Source organism: Ensifer sp. Root954 (assembly GCF_001429005.1).
Taxonomy (GTDB): domain Bacteria; phylum Pseudomonadota; class Alphaproteobacteria; order Rhizobiales; family Rhizobiaceae; genus Ensifer; species Ensifer adhaerens.
In genome coordinates this window covers 611,628-634,667 of sequence record NZ_LMJM01000001.1, presented here as the reverse complement: position 1 = coordinate 634,667, position 23,040 = coordinate 611,628, and the positions used below count along the sequence as shown (strand labels likewise).

Sequence of the window (23,040 nt, the reverse complement as noted above, 5' to 3'; positions counted from 1 at the left end):
CCGTCAACAGCAGGACCAGATCCCGTGCCATCCTATATTTCGATCGAAAACCTGGCGAAGTCCTATGGCGTCGTCACGGCCGTCAACAACATCAACCTCGGCATCGAGAGGGGCGAATTCTTCTCGCTCCTTGGGCCCTCCGGCTGCGGAAAGTCGACGCTGCTGCGGATGATCGCCGGCTTCGAGACGCCGACCTCGGGCGCGATCAGGCTGGAAGGCGCCGACGTCACCGACGTTCCGGCGCATCGGCGTCCGACCAACATGATGTTCCAATCCTACGCGCTCTTTCCGCATCTGACGGTCGGCAAGAACATCGCCTTCGGATTGCACCAGGACGGTCTCGACAAGAGCGAGATCAGGAAGCGGATCGACGAGGTCTCGGAAAAGCTGCAGCTGACCGCACTGCTCGATCGCAAGCCGGCGCAGCTTTCCGGCGGCCAGCGCCAGCGCGTGGCGCTCGCCCGCGCACTGGTCAAGCGGCCGAAGGTGTTGCTGCTTGACGAGCCCTTGGGCGCGCTCGACAAGAACCTGCGCACCGAAACCCAACTCGAACTCGTCCGCCTGCAACGCGAACTCGGCCTCACCTTCATCATCGTCACCCATGATCAGCACGAGGCGATGACCGTTTCCACCCGCATCGCCATCATGAAGCAGGGACAGGTGCTGCAGGTCGGCTCGCCGTCAGACGTCTACGAGGCGCCGCGGTCGCGCTACGTCGCGAAATTCCTTGGCGAAACCAATGTCTTTGCCGGCGGACGATCGGAACGCGATGGCGAAGAACTGCGGATCGAAAGCGATGAGGCCGGCGGCGGTGTCCGCGCCGCCTTCACCGACCGGGTGGCGCTCGACCGGCCGTTCTGGGTTTCGGTCCGCCCTGAACGGGTAGAGCTTACAACTTCGGGCAGCGGCCTCGAAGGCACCGTGGAACAGCTCACCTATACCGGTGTCGAGAGACACTACCGCGTGCGGCTGAAGTCGGGCGCGACGCTCGACGCGCGCCGGGTCAATCTCGGCGCCGAGAGCGATCTTCGCGTCGGCGACCGCGTGTTCGCAAACTGGCCGCCGCAGGCAAGCCGGCTGCTGGCCGAATAGGAGGTCGACCCTTGTCTTCCATCGCCCATTCTTCCGCAGCCGCCCCCTCCGCAAAGGCGAACTGGGGCAAGCGCCTGCTGATCGCCATCCCCTATGCCTGGCTGCTCGTGTTGTTCCTCGCGCCCTTCGCGCTGGTTGCCGGTATCAGCCTTTCGACCGTCCGCCTCGGCATGCCGCCATTCGAGCCGCTGACCGCCTGGGACGGCTCGATCCTGAACCTTAGGCTCAATTTCGAGAATTTCCTCTATGTGCTGACCGACGACACCTATCTTCTGGCGTATCTGACGAGCCTCAAGATCGCGGCGATCTCCACGGCTGCCATGCTCTTCATCGCCTATCCCCTCGCCTATGGCATCGCGTCCTGCTCGCCCTCCTCCAGGTCCCTGCTGGTCTTTCTGGTGATCGTGCCGTTCTGGAGCTCGATGCTGATCCGCGTCTATTCCTGGATGAGCATTCTCAGGAACGACGGTCTTTTGAACGCGCTGCTTTTAAAGATCGGGCTGATCAGCGAGCCGCTGCGAATCCTCAACACCGAGACGGCGATCTATATCGGCATCGTCTACACCTACCTGCCCTTCATGGTGCTGCCGATCTATTCGACCTTGAGCAGCGCCGATCGGACTTTGATCGAGGCGGCGCGCGATCTCGGCTGCTCGCGCATCTCCGCCTTCTGGCGGGTCACCTTCCCGTTGAGCCTGCCCGGCGTGCTCGCGGGCTGCGCGCTGGTCTTCATCCCGGTCGTCGGTGAATTCGTGATCCCGGATCTCTTGGGTGGCGCCGACACGCAGATGATCGGCCGCGCCATCTGGCTCGAATTCTTCAACAACCGCGACTGGCCGATGGCCGCTGCCGTGACCATCGTCTTGCTCGCTCTGCTGGTCGTACCGATCGTCTATTTCCAGTCGCGCCAATCGCGTGAACAAGGCTGAGGAGCAAGCCATGACAAAACCAAGCTGGTTCAATCGGCTGTCGATCCTGTTCGGTCTTGCCTTCCTCTATCTGCCTATCGTCGTGCTCGTCGTCTACAGCTTCAACGGCTCGAAGCTCGTGACGGTCTGGGGCGGCTTCTCCACCCAATGGTATGCGACTGTTCTCAACAATCCCTCGATCATCGAGGGCGCGAAAGTCAGCTTCCTGGTCGCGGCGGTCTCGGCCACCGCCGCCACCCTTCTCGGCACGCTTGCCGCCGTCGTCATGGTGCGGCTGCGTCGCTTCCGTGGCCGGGCACTGCTGAACGGCATGCTGCTCGCCCCGATGGTGATGCCCGAGGTGGTGATGGCCGTGTCGATGCTTCTGATGTTCGTGACGCTCGGGATCGACCGCGGGCCGCTCACCATCACGCTGGCGCACACCACCTTCACGCTCTGTTTTGCGACTGTCGTGCTGCAATCGCGGCTGGTCGAACTCGACCCGTCATTGGAGGAGGCGGCGCGCGATCTCGGCTGCCCTCCGGCAAAGGCGTTCGTCAGCGTCGCCTTACCGAACATGATCCCGGCGCTCGTCTCCGCCTGGCTGCTGTCCTTCACCCTGTCGCTGGACGACCTGGTCATCTCGAGCTTCACGACCGGGCCGGGTGCATCGACCCTGCCGATGAAGATCTATTCACAGATCAAGTTCGGCGTGACGCCGGAGATCAACGCGATCTCGACGATTATCCTCGGCATCGTCGTGTTTGGATTGGTGGCCGCTCAACTGGTCTCGCGGCGCTCCGAACAACGGGTGAGCGCCGCGGCTTGAGGTAACTCTGAGGAAGATAGACTTCCCCGGAATTCCCGACAAATGCGCCGGGTCAGTGCGGCCTCAGCGCGCCAGCCGGCGAAAGATACGTGGCCAGCGGATCCTCGAAGGCATTGCTTGCCGAAGACACGGCATCGATAAACAGCGAGAACAATGCCGTCTGCGAAGTGATGTCGAGCTTGGCGTAGAGGTTGCGGCGATGCAGCTTGACGGTCGCCGGCGAGATGCCGAGCTTTTCGGCAGCACCCTTGACCGAGTAACCGCGCAGGATCATCTGCGCCACCTGGCACTCGCGATCGGTCAGCAGGCTGCGGCCAAAATTGCGCACCGCCTGCGCCAGGGCGCTTTGAAGCGGCGAGCCGTCGTCGCCCAGGCCTTCGGGTCTGAGGTCGCGATAATGCCGAAGCACGGCCATGCTGATGAGCGGCGCCGCATTCTGCAGGAAATCCTGATCTTCGCCGCTGAAGGCCGCGTGCGCATGGCGGCGCGCCAGAGAGATTGCGATCTTCGTGTCGGCATCGATGCCGATGAAGACGTTGAATTCGTCGTGCAGGCCCGAATGCCGGTAGTAGTCGCGGTAGTACTGCGACCGGTCGAAGGACGGATCGATTTGCCGCAGGCGATAAAGCCCGTCGTCGCCATTGTCGAGCGCCAGCCGGTAGAACGGATCCATCCGGTACGGCCCCTGCAGATAGGCGCGAATATCCGACAGCCCCCTGTCCGTGCGCCAGTCGTTAAACAGGATCTTCGGCGCGGCGTCGCGTCGATAGAGGAGCATCAGACCGGCATCGATCGCAATGTGCCGCTTGAGCGAATGTGTCAGCCGGTCCTGGAAATCCGAACGGCCCACCCCCTCCATCAGCGACAGCGCCAGATCGCCTACACCGGACACCTGCTGCGCCGGCGCGCAGACTTTGATGATCGTATCGTCGTTCATATTGTTCTCCTCCAAGCGCAGACTAGGCGAAGGTTGGGTTGGTCGCAAGTAACGGAATTTCACTACGGGATTTCCAAAACTATCTTTTGGCGAACCAAAACAACGGCATAGGTGGCCGACATCCGGCGGGGCAAGGCCTTGCGGCGCGGCACGGATGGCCCGCCTCGGAGCGAACCTAGCCCTTTGGCGTATTCCGAGCAGCGATACCGACGCCTAGAAAAATGATGCAAGCCGCACAGTAGATCCGCGGCAGGCAAGGCGGCACGTGACTGTCGAGACGGCATATTGATCTCGGACATCCCATCGTTCCGTAGAAGAATGAAACAACGAAACCCTGGCGCGCGGCCGATCGACTTGGCGCTCGTCTTTCTGAACTGGAGTGAACATGTCGAAGGTCATCAAACTCGGGCGCGATGGTGTCGGCCTCAACGCGCTTGAAAAATGCAGCGTCGTGCCGCCGGAGGCGATCCTTTCGGGCTTTGCGGACGAGCTCGGCGACGTTCATTTCGAAAGCCCCGATAAGGCCGTCGTCATCGGCACGTGGCAGTCGACGCCCTATGCGGAAATGCTCTCCTATCCCGATGGCAATGAATACAGCGTCATCCTCTCTGGCAAGGTCGCGATCACCAACCCGGATGGCTCGGTCGAGACCTTTTCGGCGGGCGAAAGCTACGTGCTTCCAGCCGGCGTCGAAGTGCGTTTCGAAGTGCTGGAGACGATGCGCAAGGTCTACGTCCTCTACACCGCCCCTGCCGCGAAGTGATGTGAGCCGTCCTCATGACCCAGGTAAGAAACAAAGCCCTTGCAGACGTGACGATGACGCCCTTCTGGCTCGACCGGCCGGATGCGCCCGAGCCGCGAGAGCGACTGACGCGTCATCTGAAGGCCGACCTTCTCGTTGTGGGTGGCGGCTTTACCGGGTTGTGGGGCGCCATCCAGGCAAAGCAGCGCCAGCCCGAGATCGACGTCATTCTGATCGAGAAAGGCTCGGTCGCCAACGGCGCCTCGGGTCGGCCGGGCGGTGTCGTCTCAACCTCGGTCATGCACGGGCTGTCGAACGCCGTGCGCATTTTCCCGAAAGACATCGCAGCGCTCGAGAAGCTCGGCCAGGAGAACATGCACGGCTTTCTCAAGACGCTTGAGGAGCATGCGATCGACTGTCATGCCGAGTGGGGCGGGGAGCTAACGGTCGCGGTCGACGACGCCCATATCGAAGCGCTGCACGAGGAGCACGAGCTTCACCTGAAGTACGGCCACCAGGCGGTCTTCCTCGATCAGAGCGCCGTCCGCGCCGAAATCAATTCGCCGCGCTACAAGGCCGGCGTCTGGTCGAAGCATATCTGCGGCACGGTGCATCCGGCGCTGCTGGCGTTCGGACTGAAACGGGTCGCGCTCACGCTCGGCGTACGGATCTTCGAAAACACCGAACTGACAGGCCTTGAAGACCTCGGCGACCGGATGAAGGCACACGCGGCTTCCGGCAGCGTGACCGCGCCGAAGGTGCTGCTCGCCACCAACGCCTTTGCCGCCGGCCACAGGAAAATCAAAAACAGGGTCGTCGCCGTGCGCGATCGGGTGCTGGCGACAGAGCCCCTGTCAGCGGAGCAGATGGCAGCGATCGGCTGGAGCCATCGTCAGGGCGTTTACGACACTCGCACCCAGATGAACTACATGCGGCTCACCAAGGACAACCGGATCATCTTCGGCGGCCGCCTCGCCTATGCCTTCGCCGGCGATCCGTTTCCGTCGATCGACCGGGAACTCGATACCTATGAGCCCCTTGCCGCCGCTTTCTTCGACACCTTTCCACAGCTCGAAGGCCTGCGCTTCAGCCATGCCTGGAGCGGGCCGATCGACCTCAGCACCCGCATGGCCGTACACTTCCAGCGTTACCATGACGAAAAGGTCGTTTATGCCGGCGGCTATTCTGGCTTCGGCGTCTCGGCCTCACGTTTCGGCGCGCGCATAGCGCTCGATATCCTCGACGGCTCGAAGACCCCGGAGAGCCGGCTGGATTTCGCCACCAGCCTTCCGAATACGATCCCACCCGAGCCGTTCCGCTGGCTCGGCGCCCAGATCACCATGTATGCGCTCGACACCGCCGACAAGTCCGGTGGCTGGCGCAGGCCGTGGCTCAAGATGGTCTCGGCCATGGGCTTCCCGCTCAGTTGATCATGCGTTTCCCGGCGGCTTCAAAGGGCAAGCGGAGCCGAGACTTTCGGCTCTGCCACCGGGCGATGGCGGTGGCCCATCCGGCCCGGGAGCAACGGTGGTAGTAAATCGTTAACCATGATTAGATAGCCAAAGCTACCCATTCCGCTGGCTGATTCGCGAGCGTTCGTAGCACCGGCGGCACCCATGCGACAAACACCGCTCGCGGTCCTTTCCAAACGCCTCGGCCTTTTCACGGCACTAGCCTCTCTTGCCGTCTCGACACCGGCGCTTGCCCAGTCCGTTTGGACCGGGGGAGCCGACAACGAATTCGGCAACGGCGCGAACTGGGCGCCCGCCCTGCCCGGCGCGAGCGACGCAGCGGAGGTCAACACCGGCTCTCCGCAGGTCAACGACGGCCGTACGATCCGCCAGCTTGGCGTCGACGGCGGCAGTGTTACCATCTCCAACACCGGCGCGCTGACCGTCACCAACGGTAGCACGATCAATTCCGGGAGCGTCAGCATCAACGCGGGCGGCGCACTCACCTCCAATGTCGAGCTGAACGGCGGCAGCCTGTCGATCGATGGGGACCTCAACGGAAGGCTGACGCTGAACAACGGCAACGTGTCGGTGAACGGAACGCTGGACAGCGCCAGCGTCGGCAGCGCCACGTCGCTTTCCAACAACGGCGAGGTTGGTGACGTCAAAGTCTCGGCTGGGGGCACTTTCGTGAACAACACCGGCGCCGTCGCCGGCGCGACGGTGAATGCCGGCACCGCCTCCAACGCCGGAACCATGGGCTCGCTGACGAACACCCAGGGGAACTTCACCAACAATACCGGCGGCACGATCACCGGGAAAACGACGGTGGCGGGCGGAACCGTCACCAACAACTTCGTCGTCACCGACGCGGATGTCGCGGCAGCGGCCGCCTTCGTCAACAACAATGGCGCAACTGCGGGCGCGATTACCAACGCCGGCACGGTCTCGAACGCTGGCACCATCGCATCGGTGCGCAACGACGCCGGAAGCTTCACGAACAATTTCGGCGGCGAAGTGACCGGCGAAACCACGGTCTCTGGCGGCGCCGTCACCAACAACGCGACCCTCGGTACGGTCACCGTCGGCGCGGGCGGCACCTTCACGAACACGTCGGGGGCAAGCGCCGGCGCGGTCACCAACAGCGGCGCCGCGTCGAATGCCGGCACGATCGCCGGACTTACCAACACAGCCGGAAACTTCGCCAACAATGCCGGTGGCACAGTCACCGGCAAGACGACGGTTACAGGCGGCACCGTGACGAACAATTTCGTCGTTAGCGACGCCGACGTCGCGGCCGCGGCAGCCTTCGTCAACAACAGCGGCGCCGTGGCCGCCAACGTCACCAACGCCGGCACCCTGTCCAATGCCGGAACCATCGCTTCCGTGCGCAACGATGGCGGATCCTTCACCAACAACGGCAACGGCACGGTGACCGGAAAGACAACCGTCGCCGGCGGCAGCGTCGTCAACAATGCGGCGCTCGCCGACGTCGAGATCGGTGCCAACGGCACTTTCACCAACAACAGCGGCGCGACTGCCGGGGCAGTTTCCAACGCCGGCACCGGGTCGAACGACGGAACCATCGCTTCGCTCGCAAACAGCGGCGGCCTCTTCCAAAACACCGGCACGATCAGCGGCGCGGCGAACATCACGGGCGGCGCTCTCGTCAACCAGGGCACAGTCGCCGGGACGGTCGAAATCTTCGACGGCGGTCTCTTGTCCGGCAGCGGCATCGTCGGCAGCCTGACGGTCAATGCCGGCGGCGTGGTCTCTCCCGGCCCGGGCATCGCGGTTGCCACCGTCAACGGCGACCTGACGTTCCGTTCGGGCTCGATCTATCAGGTGGATGTGGATGCGGCGGGGCAATCCGACCGCCTGGCCGTTTCGGGCGCGCTTTCGCTTGAGGGCGGCAGGCTAGCGGTCCTCGCCGGCAGCGGCGTCTATGACCCGTCGACGAGCTACACGATCGCTTCCGCCGGCACTGTCAGCGGCCGGTTCGATGCGGTGACAAGCAATCTTGCGTTCCTGTCGCCGACGCTGACCTATGGCGCCACCGGCATCGATCTGAGGCTCGACCGGAACGACGTTGCGTTCGCGGACCTCGCAGAAACCGCCAATGGGCGCGCAGCAGCAAGCGCTGTCGAAGCGCTGGGCGTCACGAGCCCGCTCACGCTGGCCGTGCTCTCGCTGGATGATGCAACGGCCGCAAGCGCCTTTTCCCAGCTGAGCGGCGAGGTACACGCCTCAGTCAAGAGCGCGCTGATGTGGGACAGCCGTTTTCCGCGGGACGCCATTCTGGAGCGCGCGGGCTCGGCCGTCTCGACCCTTCAGGAAACCGAGGACGCCGTCTTCTGGACGTCGGGTTTTGCAGGCGCGGGCCATTTGTCCGGTGACGGCAACGCAGCCGCTATCGGTAACCGCACGGCGGGTGTCCTCGTCGGCGCTGATACGGCGGTTTCCGACGATTGGCGCCTCGGTGGGATCCTCGGCTACAGCCATCTCACCGTTCAGCCGCAGGCGCGTGTCGATGCTTACCATGCGGGCCTCTACGGATATGGGAACATCGGGGCGCTGAACCTTGCAGGCGGCGCGATCTATAGCCACAACGAGGTTTCGTCGGAGCGTGACCTCGCCTTCGGCTCGTTCACAGACCGCCTGACCGCCGACTACGACAGCACTGTTGCCCAGGTGTTCGCTGACCTTTCCTTCACGCTCAGCGCAGACGACATCAGGCTTCAGCCGTTCGCAAACCTGGCCTATGTCTATCTCGATACCGATGCGTTCAAGGAAAACGGTGGTTCGGCGGCGCTCTCGGCAGAAGGTGCCACTGACGACGCCATGCTTACGACCATCGGCGTGCGCTGGTGGGCGAATCTGCCGATAGACCAAATGCCGATCTCAGCCTCCGGCATGCTCGGCTGGCGCCATGCGGAAGGCGACCTTTCGCCGTCCGCGCGCCTTGCCTTTGCCGGTGCCAGCCCCTTCACCATCGCAGGCGTGCCCATCGCGCGCGATGCGCTGGTGGTGGAAGCGGGCATTTCCGCCCGGCTCTCCAAATCCGCGCGGCTGGCAATCACCTATCTCGGCGAATTCGGCGACGGCGCGCGGTCGAGTGCCGGCCGCGCAAACCTGATCGTCGATTTTTGACGCGCATGTCTCCGACCAGGACGTTCAGCAGCCGGTCGCGCTAGCCTCACGGCTGGACCTTGGCGACCGATCCGGCTCCGGCGAAGAGGTCCGGATAGGAGCGTTCCAGCGTTCCGGCGATCGCGGCGGCGAAGCGCTCGTTGGCGATCCGGTTCGGGTGCGCATCCGATGGCGATACCCACAGCGTTTCGGGAACGAGATCCTCGACCGAGGGGCGAAGATCGAGGAAGGGAACCCCCTCGCTTTCGGCGATCTTCTCGACCGCGCCGGTGACTTCCGGGAACGGATACTGCTTGACTTCATGCAGTTCGGGATAGTTGACGAGCACGAGCTTGATGCCACGTTCGCGGCAGAAGCTGATCAGCCGCCGCATGGCATCCTGCCCTTCCGTCCAGCCGGGCTGGTCGTCTTCATAGAGGCCCCGGTAATAGGCCTTCCAGTCCGCCCGACCGAGGAAGATGCGCGAGATTTTGTCGACCGCCGAGGCGAGTACGACATAGGCCTGCGAATACTCGCCCCAGCCGACCTCGTGACGGCGCGGCGTCGGCTCGGCATCGTTGATGAAATAGTTGAGGACGACCACGTCCGGCTTGAGCTCGACGCCCTTGGTCATGAAATAGGCGACTTCCATCTGGGTGTTGTAGTTGCCGACACCGGTGTTGATCACCTCGTATTTCGGCGCCCCCTGGCTGCCGCCGTTGAGGACCGTTTCCAGCAGCCTGGAGGGCGTATCTTCCTCTTTGACGCCCCAGCCGAAGGTCAGCGAATCCCCGAGCATCATCACCCGCGTCGTCCCGGCGGCAACCGGGCCGATTTCGCGGTTGCGCAGGCCGATCGAGTTGATGCTGACCGGCACACCCATGAAGACGCCGCTCGAATTGGGAATATGCTCGTGGCCGATCGCCGGCTCGGCGCTGACCCGTTTCAGGTCGCGGGCGTATTTCCACATCTCGAGGTCGAAATCCATGCCGTTGTCGAAGACGGTGCGCGCCATGCCTTCGATCATGAGGCCGCAAAGGGCGAGGCTGAAAGCCGTCGCGAGAACCGCAAGCAGGGCTCGCTTGAGAATGGAGGATTTCCGGACGCTGTTTTGTTCCATTTGAACGACGCGTGTTACATTGGAATTCATCGGATCTTCCTTTCAGGTCCGCCGATTACTGTCCGACCTGAGAAAACTTCAGGCAATCTGGCTCCACCGGAGCGGTTTTTACGAACTGGTGCTCGCCGACCGTCAGGCCCTTGCCGCCGCTCCAATCATTGACCAGCCACTGGTCGATCGCCTCGGCCACAAGAAAATGTCCGAGCGGAGAAAGGTGCTTGTCGCCGATGCCATAGGTTTTCATCGGATCGTTGGCGGAGAGCTTTTCGGTCGGATCGACCACGTACACTCCGGGCGTCGCAGCGGCGAGCGCCTTGATCATTTCGCGCTGCTTTTCCGGCTGCAGGCCGTCGTCGCGACCAACCAGTTCCGCCCAGCCCGGGAGGATGACGACGAGCAGCTCGGCGCCGTTGGCGCGGGCATCGTCGGCAAGCCGGACGAACAGGCGCCGCGTCAGCTCGATCGCATGGCCGATGTCACGCCGGGACGCCCGGTCGCCAACATAGGGTCTGAGCAGGGTCGAGTAGAACCAGTTGTAGAGCTTGCTGTTCTGCCACAGGTACAGATGTGCCTGCAAAGCGAGGCTGGGCTTCTTGGTTCCGCTACCGGCCGGCTCGACCGTGATATCGATGGACGAGGGCGTCAGAACCGCACGCTCGGCATTGTCCTCAAGGTCGGTGCTGAGCGAGAGCCCGACGACGACGAGGTTATGAGGGATGCTGTGGCCCTTGTCCTCATAGACCCGGATCTCGTTCGGCTGGCCGTAGCCGCCGGTGCCGTAGTTCTTGAGCAGCAGTTGCGGGTGCCATGCGTTCAGGAGCGAGCTGAAGGTTTCGCTTTCCTTGACGAGCGAGCCGCGCACCATGGAATCGCCGAGGACGAACACCGGCGAACCCGTGCCCGTCGCATTGTCGCGGAAACCGTCGCGGTTGATCTGGACGCGGTTCCAAGGATCGAGCGGGCTGAAACGCTCGAAGTAGCTGTTGCCCGGTATTTCCGTATAGCCGTAGAGCGCGTGCGACTGATGCCGCCCCCGCGGCACGCCGCAATAGACATATTCGCCCTCGCCGACCGGAAGCTGCAGGCTCGGCACCAGACGCAGCAGCAGTTCGCACAGCAGAATGGCGACAAGTCCCGAAACGAGAATGATCAGCCCATCCATGACACCGCCGAAATTGCGCGAACGGCGCATGCGTTGCAGGATTCCGCTCGATTGAGGCTTGTTCTGATCGATGAAATCCGCAGGCGTCGCCGTCGGATTGTTGTTGTTGAGCGCATCCTGACGTTCGGCTTTTCGGGGCATGTCAGCTGACACCTTGATTGTGCGATCTGTGTTGAAGCATTTCGGATGATTGCCGCATCGCCCGGTTCAGGCGCTTCCGGCCTCGCGCCAATAGGACCGTGCCAGGCTGGCGAGATAGGTGGTCGTGCGCCTCGATGTCTTTGCGACGGAGGGACGCTTCGGTTCGTCGGAGCCTGCGTGTTCGCCAGTATCTGCGAGCCGGATGCGCTTGGAGGAATCCGGCCGCAGGAGCTCGATCGGTCGAAGCAGCCCGGGCAAAGTCCCGTAGCCGGTCAACTGATCGCGAAACAGGCTGGTCGCGGCATAGACGACATCCGCCGTCTCGACCGCTTCCCGCACGCGGGCATCATCCGAAATCTTGACGTAAAGCACGCCAGGAATGAAAAGAGGCAACGTCGGCACCACGGGATCCAGGATCCGGTTGACCGCGGCCGGCGTCACCTCGTTTAAAACGAAGACGGTAAGCCGCTTCTGGCTCAAACGATAACCCTTTATGATTATCTCGACCGGAAGCCGACCGTCTGTTTCAGCTATTTCAATAACACTTTGAACATGCATAGTGGCTCTCCGGAACAGAGAAGAACACCGTCAATATCTTCAGAATACGAAAACATGAACTTATTCGTTATATAGCGACATGAGCTTCGGAGGTTTCACTTCTCTGCCGGAGACGCCTTACAATTCCGAACTCTATCCTAGGATTTTCGTTCTGAATATATCCAGATGGATATACTCCGGCCCTGTTTCTTACAGTTCGCTTGCGGCAGAAAGCGCCGGTCGCGGCGTCTCGTCGCGGGCTGGATGTTTTCGAAAGGGGAGGCTCAGGCCAGAAACAGGGGGCCTGCAAGCGCGGGCGACGCCGTCATAGTGGGCTCTTCGGGAGCCGGTTCGCCAGATTGGCCAGCTCGACGCGCGTCGAGATTCCGAGCTTGCTGTAGATGCTGTGGAGATGCAGCTTGACCGTGCCCGGCGATATGCCGAGCCGGGCACCGATCTCCTTGCTGCGGATCCCCGAGGCCGCCAGCCGCGAGACCTCGATCTCGCGCTGTGTCAGGAGGTCGACGCCCCGGGTCTCAACGGCCTCCTGCGCGCGTATCCGCTCGATCGCGGACTTCAGCGCCTGATCCTGGAAATAGGTCTTGCCGCTGGCCACGACATTCATGCAGTCGAGCAGGGTGTCCGGGGCCTGTTCCTTGAGGACGATGCCGTTCACTCCGAGCCGGATCGCTTCGGCAACCTGATCGTCACCGATATCAGCCGTCAGGATGACGATCGCGATCTGCTGTCGGTGGGCGCTGCGCACCCGGCGTATGAATTCGAGCCCGTCCATATGCGGCATGCGAAGATCTGCGACGACGATATCGGCGCCCCGCTCGGACAGAACCTGCAGCGCATCGGTCGCACGCTCGCAGGTCGCCACCACCTCCCAGCCGGGCACGGTCTCGATCAGCCGGCGAAGCCCGTCGAGCACGATCAGATGATCGTCGACGACGACCGCGCGCAACGCTATTGCGGCATTGGCAGCATGACGACCACTCGAGTCCATTCCGCTATCCTTTCGATCGCAAGTTTTCCGCCACGCGCTGCCGCCCGTTCACGCAGGCTCCGCGGTCCGATTTTTTCTCGTTCAAGCTCGGCATGGTCAAGACGCTCACCATAACCGAAGCCGACCCCGTCGTCGTCGATCGTCAGCACGATCGATCCGTTGTCGATGCTGAGCGTGATCCTGACCTTCTGCGCGCCGCCGTGCCTGACCGCGTTGGCGGTCGCTTCGGACGTCATGCGCGCAAGCTCGTAGGTCAGCGCCAGCGGCAGGTCGATGCCGGACGGCGGGTCGAAGGCGATCGAGACGTCGATCTGCCATTGCTGCCGCAGCCGTGCGGCCACCGCTTCCAGTTGACGCTCGAGCTGCATTTCGCCGGTAGCCTGGAGATTGCCACCCGGCTCGAGCGCGCGGATGAAGCCGCGAAGCTCCCGCTGTTCTTCGAGCAGCATCGCCTGGATGGCCTCGAGGCGTTCAGCAAGCACATCCGGCCCCGCATCCTTGAGCTTGCGCAGCGACTGAAGCTGCAGTGCTGTGCCCGCAAGCGCCTGAAGCACCCCGTCGTGCAGGTCGCGGCCGATGCGGATGCGCTCGTCGACGGCCGCCTCGTCACTCAGGCGTCTAACCAGGATCGCCTGTTCGAACAGCGCCTTGATCCTGTCGGCGATGATCTCCGCGATCGCCACGTCATCGAGCGTGAGCGCAGGCGGCTCCAGAACGAAGAGGCGCGCCTGCAGATCGTCGACCTGGAAGAAGGTCGAGACCGCGGCGTTGATGTTGAAAGCTTCCACAAGCGCTGGCGAGATCGGGGGATCGGGATCCGACCATTGATGAAACCGCCCCTCGCCGATATGCACGAGAACGCGACCACGCGCGGCCTCGGTGACAAGCAGGCTGCTGCGCAGCAATTTTTCGTCCGTCCAGGTACCGAAGGCATCGGGCGGCATCTGCATGACCTCGAGTTCGCCTTCGTTCCACAGGGCCGCATAGGTCCAGGGCTCCTCCGCATCGGTCCACAACAAGAGGGCCCGCGGAACCAGCATGACATGGGCGGCATAATCGAGGGCCGCGCGCGCCGGCCACTCGCGTCCCCGCGGCTGGCTCGGTGTTCGCTGCACCAGCCGAAGAAGCTCGGCCCGGACCGCCTCCTGGTGTGCGCCCAGCCAGACGAGCAGCGCAGCCGCAACGAAGATGAAGAGGATCCGCGAGGCGTTCGTCGTCGTATCGGCATCCGGATCGAGCATATCGCCGGCATCGAAGTAACCGAGGTAGAGCAGGGCCGCCAGGCAGACGAGACCGGTGTAGAGCGCCCCGCGCCAGCGCCAGTGCAGCGTCGCGGACAGCAAAGTGAACGGCATCAGCATGAAGAACGGGCTTGCCGGGCCGTCGGTCATCGACATGAAGATCGCAAACGCCGCGACATCGATGATGTGACGCACCAGCGTGCCGCGCACGCGCGAAATCTCCGTGCGCCAGACGAGGAAGGCGGCCGCGATGGCATAGAAGAGATAGCCGATCAGCAGGAAGTAGATGGGCTCTGGCGGCAGCGGCACGTGAACGGAATCGAGCCAGGCGATCCAGACGCTGCCGAGCGCCAGCAGAATGCGCCCGACGGCGATCACCTTGTCGGAACGAGCTCGGAAGGTGTTCGTCCAGACCTTGCGGCCGGACGCCTGGTCCAGATCCATCGGCGCGCCGGCACCGTGTGGTGGAGCGGCCGCCGTCGGGCTCACGCGGCGGGCGCTGAAACGGTTTGACGGCTCTAGCTTCATGCCAAGTCTCCGCTCTGCGCCGCCCCTTTGAAAACAACCCTGCGCGTGACGAGCGAGAATAAATCAAATCGCGGCCACCGACCGTCGCCGACCGCATCTTCGACGACGAGGACGGCACGGCCCTGGCAGCCGCTGCAATCAGCATATTCAAGTGTCGTCAGCATACGCTCGTCTCTTCCAGCGCTCAAATGCATTCGCCACCAGTATAGCCAAGGTTACGCGCGCGCGCCCGGACCACACGAACCTTGCACTGCTGCAGGCAAGCCCTGGAACAGGGCCGACCGGCGGACATCAACCCGAGTATCAGAAGATCGCGCCAAGAATCGTAAGCCGGATATGACCCTCTATATCCATTGGCATATTGACCTACCCCAGTATTTGCCGCTCATATTCTCCCAATATAAATGACTAAAGAGTTTTTCATTCGTCGGCACAATGAAAATTGTGCGTTTTTTAGCTAACCGCTTTGAGGTGGATAGCAATGAGCATTTCTCACGGACCACTGAACGAGAAGCCCCCGGAAGGACCGTCGAACAGAAGTTTCGGCTACACCGTCGGTGGCATCCTTACCCTGATCGCGCTCGTGAAATGGTGGCGGGCTTCCGAGATTACGACCGTAACGGCTGTGCTCGCCCTGATCGGCGTGGTTCTGGTCGTGCTGGCCCTGATCGCGCCTTCGACCCTGACACGCGCCAACCATCTCTGGATGCGGCTCGGCCTTGTGCTGTTCAAGATCGTCAATCCGGTCGTGATGTTCCTGATCTACGTCACGACCTTCGTGCCGATCGGCATTTATCTCAGGCTTCGCGGCAATGACGCGCTGACCGAACAGTTCGACAAGAACGCCAAGACCTACTGGATCGACAAGCCACAGGGCGAAGCAGCCCAGGCAACGATGAAAAACCAGTTCTGAATTTTGAAGAACCTATCCCTTATTGTATCGGACAGAGGACACGAAAATGGACCTTGCTAGGGAACTCCTGTCTTACATGGGCAACCGGAAGAAATACTGGTTGCTGCCGATCCTGGTCATGACGACCATCTTCGGAACCCTGGTGGTACTGACGCAGGGAACGGCCGTCGCCCCCTTCATCTATACGCTGTTCTAGGCGGCACCATCGTGCGTATCCTCGGTATCTCGGCCTTTTACCACGATAGCGCGGCCGCGCTCGTCGAAGACGGGCGCATCGTAGCCGCTGCACAGGAAGAGCGCTTTACGCGCCGGAAACACGACCCCGATTTTCCGGCGCGGGCAATAGAGTACTGCTTGTCGGAAGCAGGCTGCACCATGAACGAGATCGACCATGTCGTCTTCTACGAAAAGCCGTTCCTGAAGTTCGAGCGGCTTGTCGAGACCTATCTTGCGACAGTGCCGCACGGCTTCAGTTCGTTTCGCGTGGCGATGCCGGTCTGGATCAAGGAAAAGCTCTTCCAGAAGAAGATGCTGCGCAAGGATCTCGGCAAGCTTGTCGGCAAGAAGGAATGGGATGGCTCGCTGCTTTTCACCGAGCACCACCAGTCCCATGCAGCGAGCGCCTTCTTTCCCTCGCCCTTCGCCTCAGCCGCAGTCCTCACCATGGACGGCGTCGGCGAGTGGTGCACCACATCGCTTGCCCATGGCCATGACAATCGCCTCGACTTCCTGAAGGAGCTGCATTTCCCGCACTCGCTTGGCCTGCTTTATTCGGCCTTTACCTATTACACGGGCTTCAAGGTCAATTCGGGCGAGTACAAGGTGATGGGGCTTGCGCCCTACGGGCGGCCGCGTTTTGCGCAGACGATCCTCGACAACCTGATCGATCTCAAGGACGACGGCTCCTTCCGTCTGGACCAGCACTATTTCGGTTATTGCACGGGCCTGAAGATGACCTCGCCGGCCTTTCACGACCTCTTCGGAGGCGAACCCCGCAAGCCGGAATCGCCGCTGACCCAACGCGAGATGGACCTTGCGGCCTCCGTGCAGGTCGTGACCGAAGAGGCGGTCATGCGGCTCGCCCGCTATGCCCGGCGCCAGACAGGCGAAAAGAACCTCTGCCTTGCCGGTGGCGTCGCGCTCAACTGCGTGGCGAACGGCAAGTTGCTGAAGGCCGGGATCTTCGACGATATCTGGATCCAGCCCGCCGCAGGCGATGCGGGCGGCGCCCTTGGGGCGGCCCTCTCGGTCTGGCACGAATATCTTGGAAGCGCGCGTGTCGTGAAAGACAGCGATTCCATGTCGGGCGGCTATCTGGGACCGGCCTTCGCGCAAGGTGAAGTCGAGCAGCGGCTTGCCAACGCCGGGGCGAACTTCGAGGTCCTCTCGGACGAGGAGATCACCTCCTCCACGGTCTCGGCGCTGACCGAGGAAAAAGCGGTCGGCTGGATGCAGGGGCGGATGGAATTCGGACCGCGGGCTCTCGGCGGACGGTCGATCCTCGGCGACGCCCGTTCGCCGACGATGCAGAAGATGCTCAATCTCAAGGTCAAGTACCGCGAGAGCTTCCGCCCCTTCGCTCCGTCGATCCGGCGTGAAGACCTGTCGGACTGGTTCGATATCGACACGGACAGCCCTTACATGCTGCTTGTCGGCGACGTCCTGGAAAGCCGCCGCCTGCACGCCAATCACCCGCAGGAAAATCTGTTCGGCATCGATCTGCTCAACGTGCCGCGCTCGGAAATACCGGCGGTGACCCATGTCGACTACTCCGCCCGTATCCAGACGGTGCACCGCGAGACCAACCCGCGTTACTGGGAGCTGTTGACCCGGTTCAAGGCGCGCACCGGCTGCCCGGTGCTCGTCAACACCAGCTTCAACGTGCGTGGCGAGCCGATCGTCTGCAATCCCGAAGACGCCTATCGCTGCTTCATGGGAACGGAGATCGAGCGCCTCGTCGTCGGCAATTGCATGCTGAAGAAGGAAAACCAGCCGGAGCACCTGAAGCAGGACTACAAAGAGAACTTCGAGCTCGACTAGAACCGGTCACGTAATCTGTTCCTTCAGAACGCCGGGCCGCAGCGGCGACCCGGCGTTCTAACGTCCGGCACGCAGGCGCGAGGCGCTTCGGCCGGAGGGCGCGACGCCGAACTCGCTCGTCAGCAGCTTGACGAAAAACGGCACCAGCCCCGATTTCGCCCGCGATTTGTCGAAGGCTGCCTGGAAAGGCGCCCTGTAGCTGAAGAGATCCGGGCGGATCGGCCGCAGCAACCCTTCGCTGACATAGCGGCTGGCGAAATGATCGGGCAGATAGCCGAGATAGCGCCCGGAAAGGATCAGCCGCGCCTCCGCTTCCATGTCGCTGACCGTCGCGCGCGGATTGGCGATCGAGAAGATCTTGAGGTCGCGCGCATTCCAGTAGGAGCGACCGATCAGATTGTAGGACCGGATGTCGTCGATTTCGATCGTGCTGTCATCGCGGGAAAACAGCGGGTGCTCGGCCCCGCAATAGAAGCGCTGCGTCTCCTCGTAAAGATCGACATATTCGAGCCCCAGCGTCGTGCGCGGGAAGCTCGCGATCGCGATGTGGAGCTCGCCCGTTATCACGTCGCGCAACAGTTCATGCGGCGGTCGGGTGACGATCGAAAGCGCCACCTCGGGCGCTTCATCCGTCATCCGCGCAAAGACGCGGGTCAGACGGGAGGCCGGGTCGGACAGGGTGTTGTCGATCAGACCAACGGAAAGCGTGCCGTTCAGCCGGTGTTGCAGCCCCTTCATGCGGATATCGAACTGGTCGATCGTGCCGAACAGGCGCTTGGCCTCCTCGTAGACTGCACGCCCCTCCTCGGTAAGACGGAAACCGGACCGGCCCCGCTGGCAAAGGATCAGACCCAGGCGACTTTCCAGCGCCGAGATATGGTTGGAGATCGTCGAGAGCGACAGGTTGAGCTCGCCCTGTGCAGCCGCAAAACCACCCGCCTCCACGATCGTCACGAAGATCCGCAGCAGCCGCACATCCAACGAGTCCAACGCCATTCCATCGCGTCCTTAGCTTGATAAGCTCCAAAGTGAAGCGCAATTATTATGAATTTTCAGGCACTAAGCTAGTGCACCATGGCCCTGAACGGCAAATCGGCCGGCGCTGGTAGCGCCGGCCGAGCGTGATCTGGATCGGTGGGAAGGCTGCCGATCGACGTGTCCTCGCACGGCGACCGGTAGGAGACGGACGCTGCCGCCCCCGATCAGGGCCGGCGATAGACCTCGTTTCCGGCGAGATAGGTCGCCTCCACCTTGCGCTCGCGGATCGAACGGTCGAGTGGATCGGACAGAGTGCCGTCGATCACGACGAAATCCGCCCACTTTCCGACGCTGATCGAGCCGATCTCACCGCCCCAAGGTGTCATGTCGGCACCCGCCTGGGTGAGACCATGCAGGGCCTGGTCGAAGGTGACCGCTTGCTCGGGGTGCCAGGGACCATCGCCCAAGCCAAAGGGGCTCTCGCGGAAGACGGCATCGTTGATCTGAGTCAGCGGGCTCAGCGGCGATGTCGGCCAGTCCGAACCGAACACCAGCGGTACGCCGGCGTCGAGCATCGAATGCCAGACATAGGCCCGCGGCTCGCGATCGGTACCGATGCGTTCGGTGATGTACTTACCGATCGTGCCGGTCGCATGGTTCGGCTGCATCGAGGCGACGACACCGAGATCCTTGAAGCGCTGGATGTCCTTGGTCTCGACCACCTCGATATGCTCGATACGGTTCGGCTGCGGCCGCGGCACGGACGCTTCGGCGAAAGCGTCGAGAACGAGGCTGACGCCGCCATCGCCGATCGCATGCACCGCCGTCGGGAAGCCGTTTTCGTTGGAGGCCTTGATTGCCGCAGCCAGCTGCTCCTTGGTCTCGAAGGGTTTGCCTTTCCAGCCGTGCTGGTCGGAATAGTCCTCATGCATATAGGCGGTGCGGGTCGAGAGCACGCCGTCGATCACCGACTTGGTGTAGCCGAGCTTGAGCATCGGCCCCTTTACCTCCTGCTCGCCGGAACCGGCGGCCACTTTGTCGACCTCGTCGCGATCCTTGACCGCTGCGGCAATCTTCTTCGGATCTCCTTCGAAGAAGCCGTACCAGACGCGAAGCGGCATCTTCTTTTCCGAGAGGATCGCGGCATAGTCGTGCACGGCCGCGAGATCCGACATGTCGTTGACGCCCGTGATCCCCAGGCTGTTGGCAAACTTCATCGTCTCAAGCAGCGCTGCCCGCCGCTCGCTATCGGTCGCCACCGGACGATGCTTCTCGACGAGGTCGCCGGCCTTTTCGAGCAGGATGCCGCTCGGCTCGCCCTTGTCGTTCAAGAGCACCTGCCCGCCCTCTTCGACTTCCGACTTCGCGGTAACGCCGCCCACTTCGAGCGCCTTGGAATTGACCCAGACGGAATGGAAATCGATATCTCGCAGGACCACCACGCGATCCGGCACCACGGCGTCGAGGTCTTCCTTTGTCGGCAGCTTGCCCTCGCCGAGCGTGTAGTCCCAGCCGCCGCCCATCAGCCAGACGCCCTTCGGCAGGCGCTGATCGGCTTCCTTGATCTTTTCGAGCCAGGTCTTCTTGTCCGGGATGTAGGAGAGGTCGACGCCGGTCACCATGTCCATGCCAGATGTGAGGTGCGTATGCCCGTCGATGAAGCCAGGGGTCACGGTCTTGCCGCCGGCGTCGATCACCTTGGTCTCGGCATCGGCCAGTGCCTTGATCTCGTCGTTGCTGCCGACTGCGGTGAACTTGCCGTTCTCGATTGCGAAGGCCTGTGCCTTCGGCTTGCCTTGGTCCACCGTGCGCACGTCGCCGTTGAGCACGATCAGATCGGGTGCGGCCCAAACCGGCTGCGCCGTGCCGACCAGGATCGCCAGCGCGGACGTTGCACCCAGAGCCCGGGTTATTGCTGCCAATGTCATGAAATCCTCCTCCCGCGGCTGCATCCCTCCACCCCCGGCGAGCCGCGCGGCACCGGCGTTGAGGGGATGATGCTGCAAGTGGGGAGGATCGCGATATACTCCCTCGGGCTAGGTTTGCGCCATGCCGCGCGACGACCACACCGTGTCCGTTGCGACGCGGTGCGCATCGGTTCGGGCTGACCACAACCAGGTTTTCCACCCAGTCGGGCGCAATATCCTTACCCGGCGCGAAACCGAGGCCGCGCCGCTCACAAGAAACAGGAGGTTAGGGAAGCTTCCGGCTGGCGCCCTGGCTTCCCCCGAGGCTGGCCGATGGGCTCAGCCCTCAGCTAAAGAGCGCCTTCAGACGCGGCCAGAGACCAATGGCCGCGCGAACCCGACGGGCGGCATAGGCAGCCCGCACCGAACTACCGAAATTGCAGTCGCAGACGATGTCGTGCAGCTGATGATCCGATATTTCGAAAAAGCGTTTTGCTTCGCCGTAGCTGTCGTCTGCGAGCCCCGCGAGGCGCAATTGCGTATCCTCGAAGGCGACGGTCATGGGCGAACCGTTGACCTGCATGGCCTGACGCACGGCAGCAGTCGCACGTTCAGTACCGGAAAGCGTGCCAAGCCGGCGATCGGGATTGCTTTCCAAGAGTTCGGCCCAACGCTGAAGCCGTTCCGTTCTCGTCATGACGGGATCGGGACGAATTTCGGCGAGCGCCTGCAACTGTTCTATTGTTTGATGCTTCATCGTCGTCTCTCCTAGTGCGAAGATGCGACCGCGATACGCGCCCCTGCACACCGGGGTCGCCGATCCTCAAACTCGCCAGAGGGAACCACAGTTCCCTGGCCAGAGAAAAAAAGAGGGCTTGCCAATACCGCTGCGCGAACGGCGCGCCAAGGCCCAACTTCCGCTGGCGAAAACACGCGAAAATGCCGCCTCGAAGAACTGGAAGCACGCCCCTGTCCCTATTTCGGTTTCCGCTATCGCGGCGTATGTTTTCTCGGGAACGTTTTTGCCCGATCCGCATCAAACGGTGGTTTGGAGGTGGATGATGAAGGATGCCGTGCAGACAAAACCCGCCACGGCGGAAGCGGACCATTTGACGGACGAGACTCTCGTCGAGCGTGCGCTTGCGAGGGATCCGGAAGCCTTCCGGATCATCATGACAAGGCACAACCAGCGGCTTTTTCGCATCGCGCGCGCCGTCGTGCGCAACGACAGCATCGCCGAGGATGTGGTGCAGGAAGCCTATCTGCGCGCGTTCGAACACCTCGAAACGTTTCGTGGCGATGCCAGCCTCGCCACCTGGCTGCATCGGGTCGTGTTGAACGAGGCGCTCGGACGCCTGCGCCGGTCGGCGACGCGACGGGAGGTTCCGCTTGCGACGGACAACGCCGGCGCCGAGATCGTACCCTTTCCCAATGCTGCGAACGCCGACGATCCGGAACGCAGTCTCGCGCAGCGTCAGATCCTGCGACTGGTGGAAGAGGCCGCCGACGCTTTGCCGGAAGCCTTCCGCCTGGTCTTTACCGCCCGCGTCATCGAAGCGATGAGCGTCGAAGAAACCGCCGCCCTCCTCGGCATCAACCCGAAGACGGTCAGGAGCCGCCTCTACCGGGCTCGTCAGCTCGTCCGTCAGCAGATCGATCGCCAGGTCGGGCCGGTGCTCATGAATGCCTTTCCCTTCGCCGGACGTCGCTGCGCGCGATTGACGGAGGCGGTCATTCACCGGCTCGGGCTATCAGGCTGACATTTTCAGGAACCTTTGACTGCGGCGCGCATCCAACGGGTGTCATCCATCAAGACCGGTGCCACTTGCGGCCGGAAAAGGAGTTCCCGATGTATGCCCGTTTCACTTCAGCCCTCGCCGTCGCCTGTCTCATCGGTGGCGCTACCCATGCAGCCGACACGAAGGTCACAGATCCGCAAATCGCCCATATCGCCTATACCGCCGGCGTCATCGATATCGAGGCCGCCAAGCAGGCCCTGAAAATCTCGAAGGACAAGGAGGTCATCGGCTTTGCCAACGACATGCTGCGCGACCACGAGGCCGTGAACAAGCAGGCCCTCGATCTCGTCAAGAAGCTCAAGGTGACGCCCGAAGACAACGACACCAGCCGCGCGCTGACGAAAGCGGCTACGCAAGAGCGTGAAAAGCTGGCGAAGCTGAGCGGCGCCGACTTCGACAAGGCCTATGTCGCCAACGAGGTGGCCTACCACAAGCAGGTCAATGGCGCGCTTGAAACCCTGCTTATTCCCTCCGCGAAGAATGCCGAGCTCAAGGACCTGCTGGAGACCGGGCTCAAGCTGTTCCAGGGGCACCAGCAACATGCCGAGCATGTCGCCGGGATGATGAAGTAGGCCGC

The 23,040-nt window shown here is 62.5% G+C and carries 21 protein-coding genes; 11 read left to right on the top strand and 10 right to left on the bottom strand.

Annotated features, from left to right (window positions below; genetic code table 11):
- Positions 1-24: 24 nt before the first annotated feature.
- Genes ASE71_RS02780 through ASE71_RS02770 form a run of 3 tightly spaced genes read left to right on the top strand, consistent with a single transcriptional unit; the run spans position 25 to position 2,829 of the window.
- Complete coding sequence (locus ASE71_RS02780; RefSeq protein ID WP_234798796.1) at positions 25-1,092, top strand: ABC transporter ATP-binding protein; 1,068 nt, start codon at positions 25-27, stop codon at positions 1,090-1,092.
- Between the two features lie 11 nt (positions 1,093-1,103).
- A complete protein-coding gene (locus tag ASE71_RS02775; protein WP_082566251.1) occupies positions 1,104-2,021 on the top strand; it encodes an ABC transporter permease subunit in 918 nt (305 codons plus the stop codon).
- Between the two features lie 10 nt (positions 2,022-2,031).
- A complete protein-coding gene (locus tag ASE71_RS02770; RefSeq protein WP_060519288.1) occupies positions 2,032-2,829 on the top strand; it encodes an ABC transporter permease in 798 nt (265 codons plus the stop codon).
- Between the two features lie 52 nt (positions 2,830-2,881).
- Here the strand turns inward: ASE71_RS02770 and ASE71_RS02765 are convergent, their stop codons facing one another.
- Positions 2,882-3,766 (bottom strand): helix-turn-helix transcriptional regulator, encoded by an 885-nt coding sequence (locus ASE71_RS02765; RefSeq protein ID WP_051659169.1) that lies wholly within the window; start codon positions 3,764-3,766, stop codon positions 2,882-2,884.
- 385 nt (positions 3,767-4,151) lie between these two features.
- On the opposite strand from ASE71_RS02765, the gene ASE71_RS02760 reads away from it, so the two are divergent.
- The 3 genes from ASE71_RS02760 to ASE71_RS02750 all read left to right on the top strand — a co-directional run bounded on the left by ASE71_RS02760 (position 4,152) and on the right by ASE71_RS02750 (position 9,109).
- Positions 4,152-4,529, top strand: coding sequence for a cupin domain-containing protein (locus ASE71_RS02760; RefSeq protein ID WP_051659170.1), 378 nt, complete (start codon positions 4,152-4,154; stop codon positions 4,527-4,529).
- A 14-nt stretch (positions 4,530-4,543) separates the two neighbouring features.
- Complete coding sequence (locus tag ASE71_RS02755; protein WP_034789670.1) at positions 4,544-5,938, top strand: NAD(P)/FAD-dependent oxidoreductase; 1,395 nt, start codon at positions 4,544-4,546, stop codon at positions 5,936-5,938.
- 186 nt (positions 5,939-6,124) lie between these two features.
- On the top strand, positions 6,125-9,109 hold the full coding sequence (locus ASE71_RS02750; protein WP_060519286.1) for an autotransporter domain-containing protein: 2,985 nt from the start codon (positions 6,125-6,127) through the stop codon (positions 9,107-9,109).
- A 46-nt stretch (positions 9,110-9,155) separates the two neighbouring features.
- Here ASE71_RS02750 and ASE71_RS02745 read toward each other — a convergent pair whose 3' ends face one another.
- The 6 genes from ASE71_RS02745 to ASE71_RS35560 form a co-directional block, all read right to left on the bottom strand.
- On the bottom strand, positions 9,156-10,238 hold the full coding sequence (locus ASE71_RS02745) for an SGNH/GDSL hydrolase family protein (RefSeq protein ID WP_060519284.1): 1,083 nt from the start codon (positions 10,236-10,238) through the stop codon (positions 9,156-9,158).
- Between the two features lie 25 nt (positions 10,239-10,263).
- Entirely contained in the window at positions 10,264-11,511 is a 1,248-nt protein-coding gene (locus ASE71_RS02740; RefSeq protein WP_034789684.1) for an SGNH/GDSL hydrolase family protein, read from the bottom strand.
- Positions 11,512-11,577: 66 nt separating this feature from the next.
- Positions 11,578-11,991: a hypothetical protein gene (locus ASE71_RS02735; RefSeq protein ID WP_060519282.1), complete on the bottom strand. Its 414-nt coding sequence runs from the start codon at positions 11,989-11,991 to the stop codon at positions 11,578-11,580.
- 382 nt (positions 11,992-12,373) lie between these two features.
- A complete protein-coding gene (locus ASE71_RS02730) occupies positions 12,374-13,057 on the bottom strand; it encodes a response regulator (protein WP_034789687.1) in 684 nt (227 codons plus the stop codon).
- A complete protein-coding gene (locus ASE71_RS02725; protein WP_082566252.1) occupies positions 13,018-14,826 on the bottom strand; it encodes a sensor histidine kinase in 1,809 nt (602 codons plus the stop codon). Before ASE71_RS02725 ends, ASE71_RS02730 begins: the two co-directional genes overlap by 40 nt.
- Positions 14,823-14,990: a hypothetical protein gene (locus ASE71_RS35560; protein WP_156400694.1), complete on the bottom strand. Its 168-nt coding sequence runs from the start codon at positions 14,988-14,990 to the stop codon at positions 14,823-14,825. Before ASE71_RS35560 ends, ASE71_RS02725 begins: the two co-directional genes overlap by 4 nt.
- Before the next feature lie 317 nt (positions 14,991-15,307).
- On the opposite strand from ASE71_RS35560, the gene ASE71_RS02720 reads away from it, so the two are divergent.
- The 3 genes from ASE71_RS02720 to ASE71_RS02715 are packed head-to-tail and all read left to right on the top strand — an operon-like array spanning position 15,308 to position 17,779.
- The gene (locus ASE71_RS02720; RefSeq protein ID WP_034789693.1) at positions 15,308-15,739 is read left to right on the top strand and encodes an SxtJ family membrane protein; all 432 of its coding nucleotides are present in this window, start codon (positions 15,308-15,310) and stop codon (positions 15,737-15,739) included.
- 46 nt (positions 15,740-15,785) lie between these two features.
- Positions 15,786-15,935: a DUF5989 family protein gene (locus tag ASE71_RS36345; protein WP_089043047.1), complete on the top strand. Its 150-nt coding sequence runs from the start codon at positions 15,786-15,788 to the stop codon at positions 15,933-15,935.
- An 11-nt stretch (positions 15,936-15,946) separates the two neighbouring features.
- Complete coding sequence (locus tag ASE71_RS02715) at positions 15,947-17,779, top strand: carbamoyltransferase (protein ID WP_060519280.1); 1,833 nt, start codon at positions 15,947-15,949, stop codon at positions 17,777-17,779.
- Positions 17,780-17,836: 57 nt separating this feature from the next.
- Here ASE71_RS02715 and ASE71_RS02710 read toward each other — a convergent pair whose 3' ends face one another.
- From ASE71_RS02710 to ASE71_RS02700, 3 genes are all read right to left on the bottom strand, one after another.
- Complete coding sequence (locus ASE71_RS02710) at positions 17,837-18,775, bottom strand: LysR family transcriptional regulator (protein ID WP_060519278.1); 939 nt, start codon at positions 18,773-18,775, stop codon at positions 17,837-17,839.
- Positions 18,776-18,981: 206 nt separating this feature from the next.
- Positions 18,982-20,685, bottom strand: coding sequence for an amidohydrolase (locus tag ASE71_RS02705; RefSeq protein WP_060519276.1), 1,704 nt, complete (start codon positions 20,683-20,685; stop codon positions 18,982-18,984).
- Positions 20,686-21,010: 325 nt separating this feature from the next.
- Positions 21,011-21,421: a hypothetical protein gene (locus tag ASE71_RS02700; RefSeq protein ID WP_034789708.1), complete on the bottom strand. Its 411-nt coding sequence runs from the start codon at positions 21,419-21,421 to the stop codon at positions 21,011-21,013.
- Between the two features lie 304 nt (positions 21,422-21,725).
- On the opposite strand from ASE71_RS02700, the gene ASE71_RS02695 reads away from it, so the two are divergent.
- Both ASE71_RS02695 and ASE71_RS02690 read left to right on the top strand, forming a co-directional pair.
- Complete coding sequence (locus ASE71_RS02695; RefSeq protein WP_060519369.1) at positions 21,726-22,424, top strand: RNA polymerase sigma factor; 699 nt, start codon at positions 21,726-21,728, stop codon at positions 22,422-22,424.
- Positions 22,425-22,513: 89 nt separating this feature from the next.
- Positions 22,514-23,035, top strand: coding sequence for a DUF4142 domain-containing protein (locus tag ASE71_RS02690; RefSeq protein ID WP_060519274.1), 522 nt, complete (start codon positions 22,514-22,516; stop codon positions 23,033-23,035).
- The last annotated feature ends 5 nt before the right edge of the window (positions 23,036-23,040 follow it).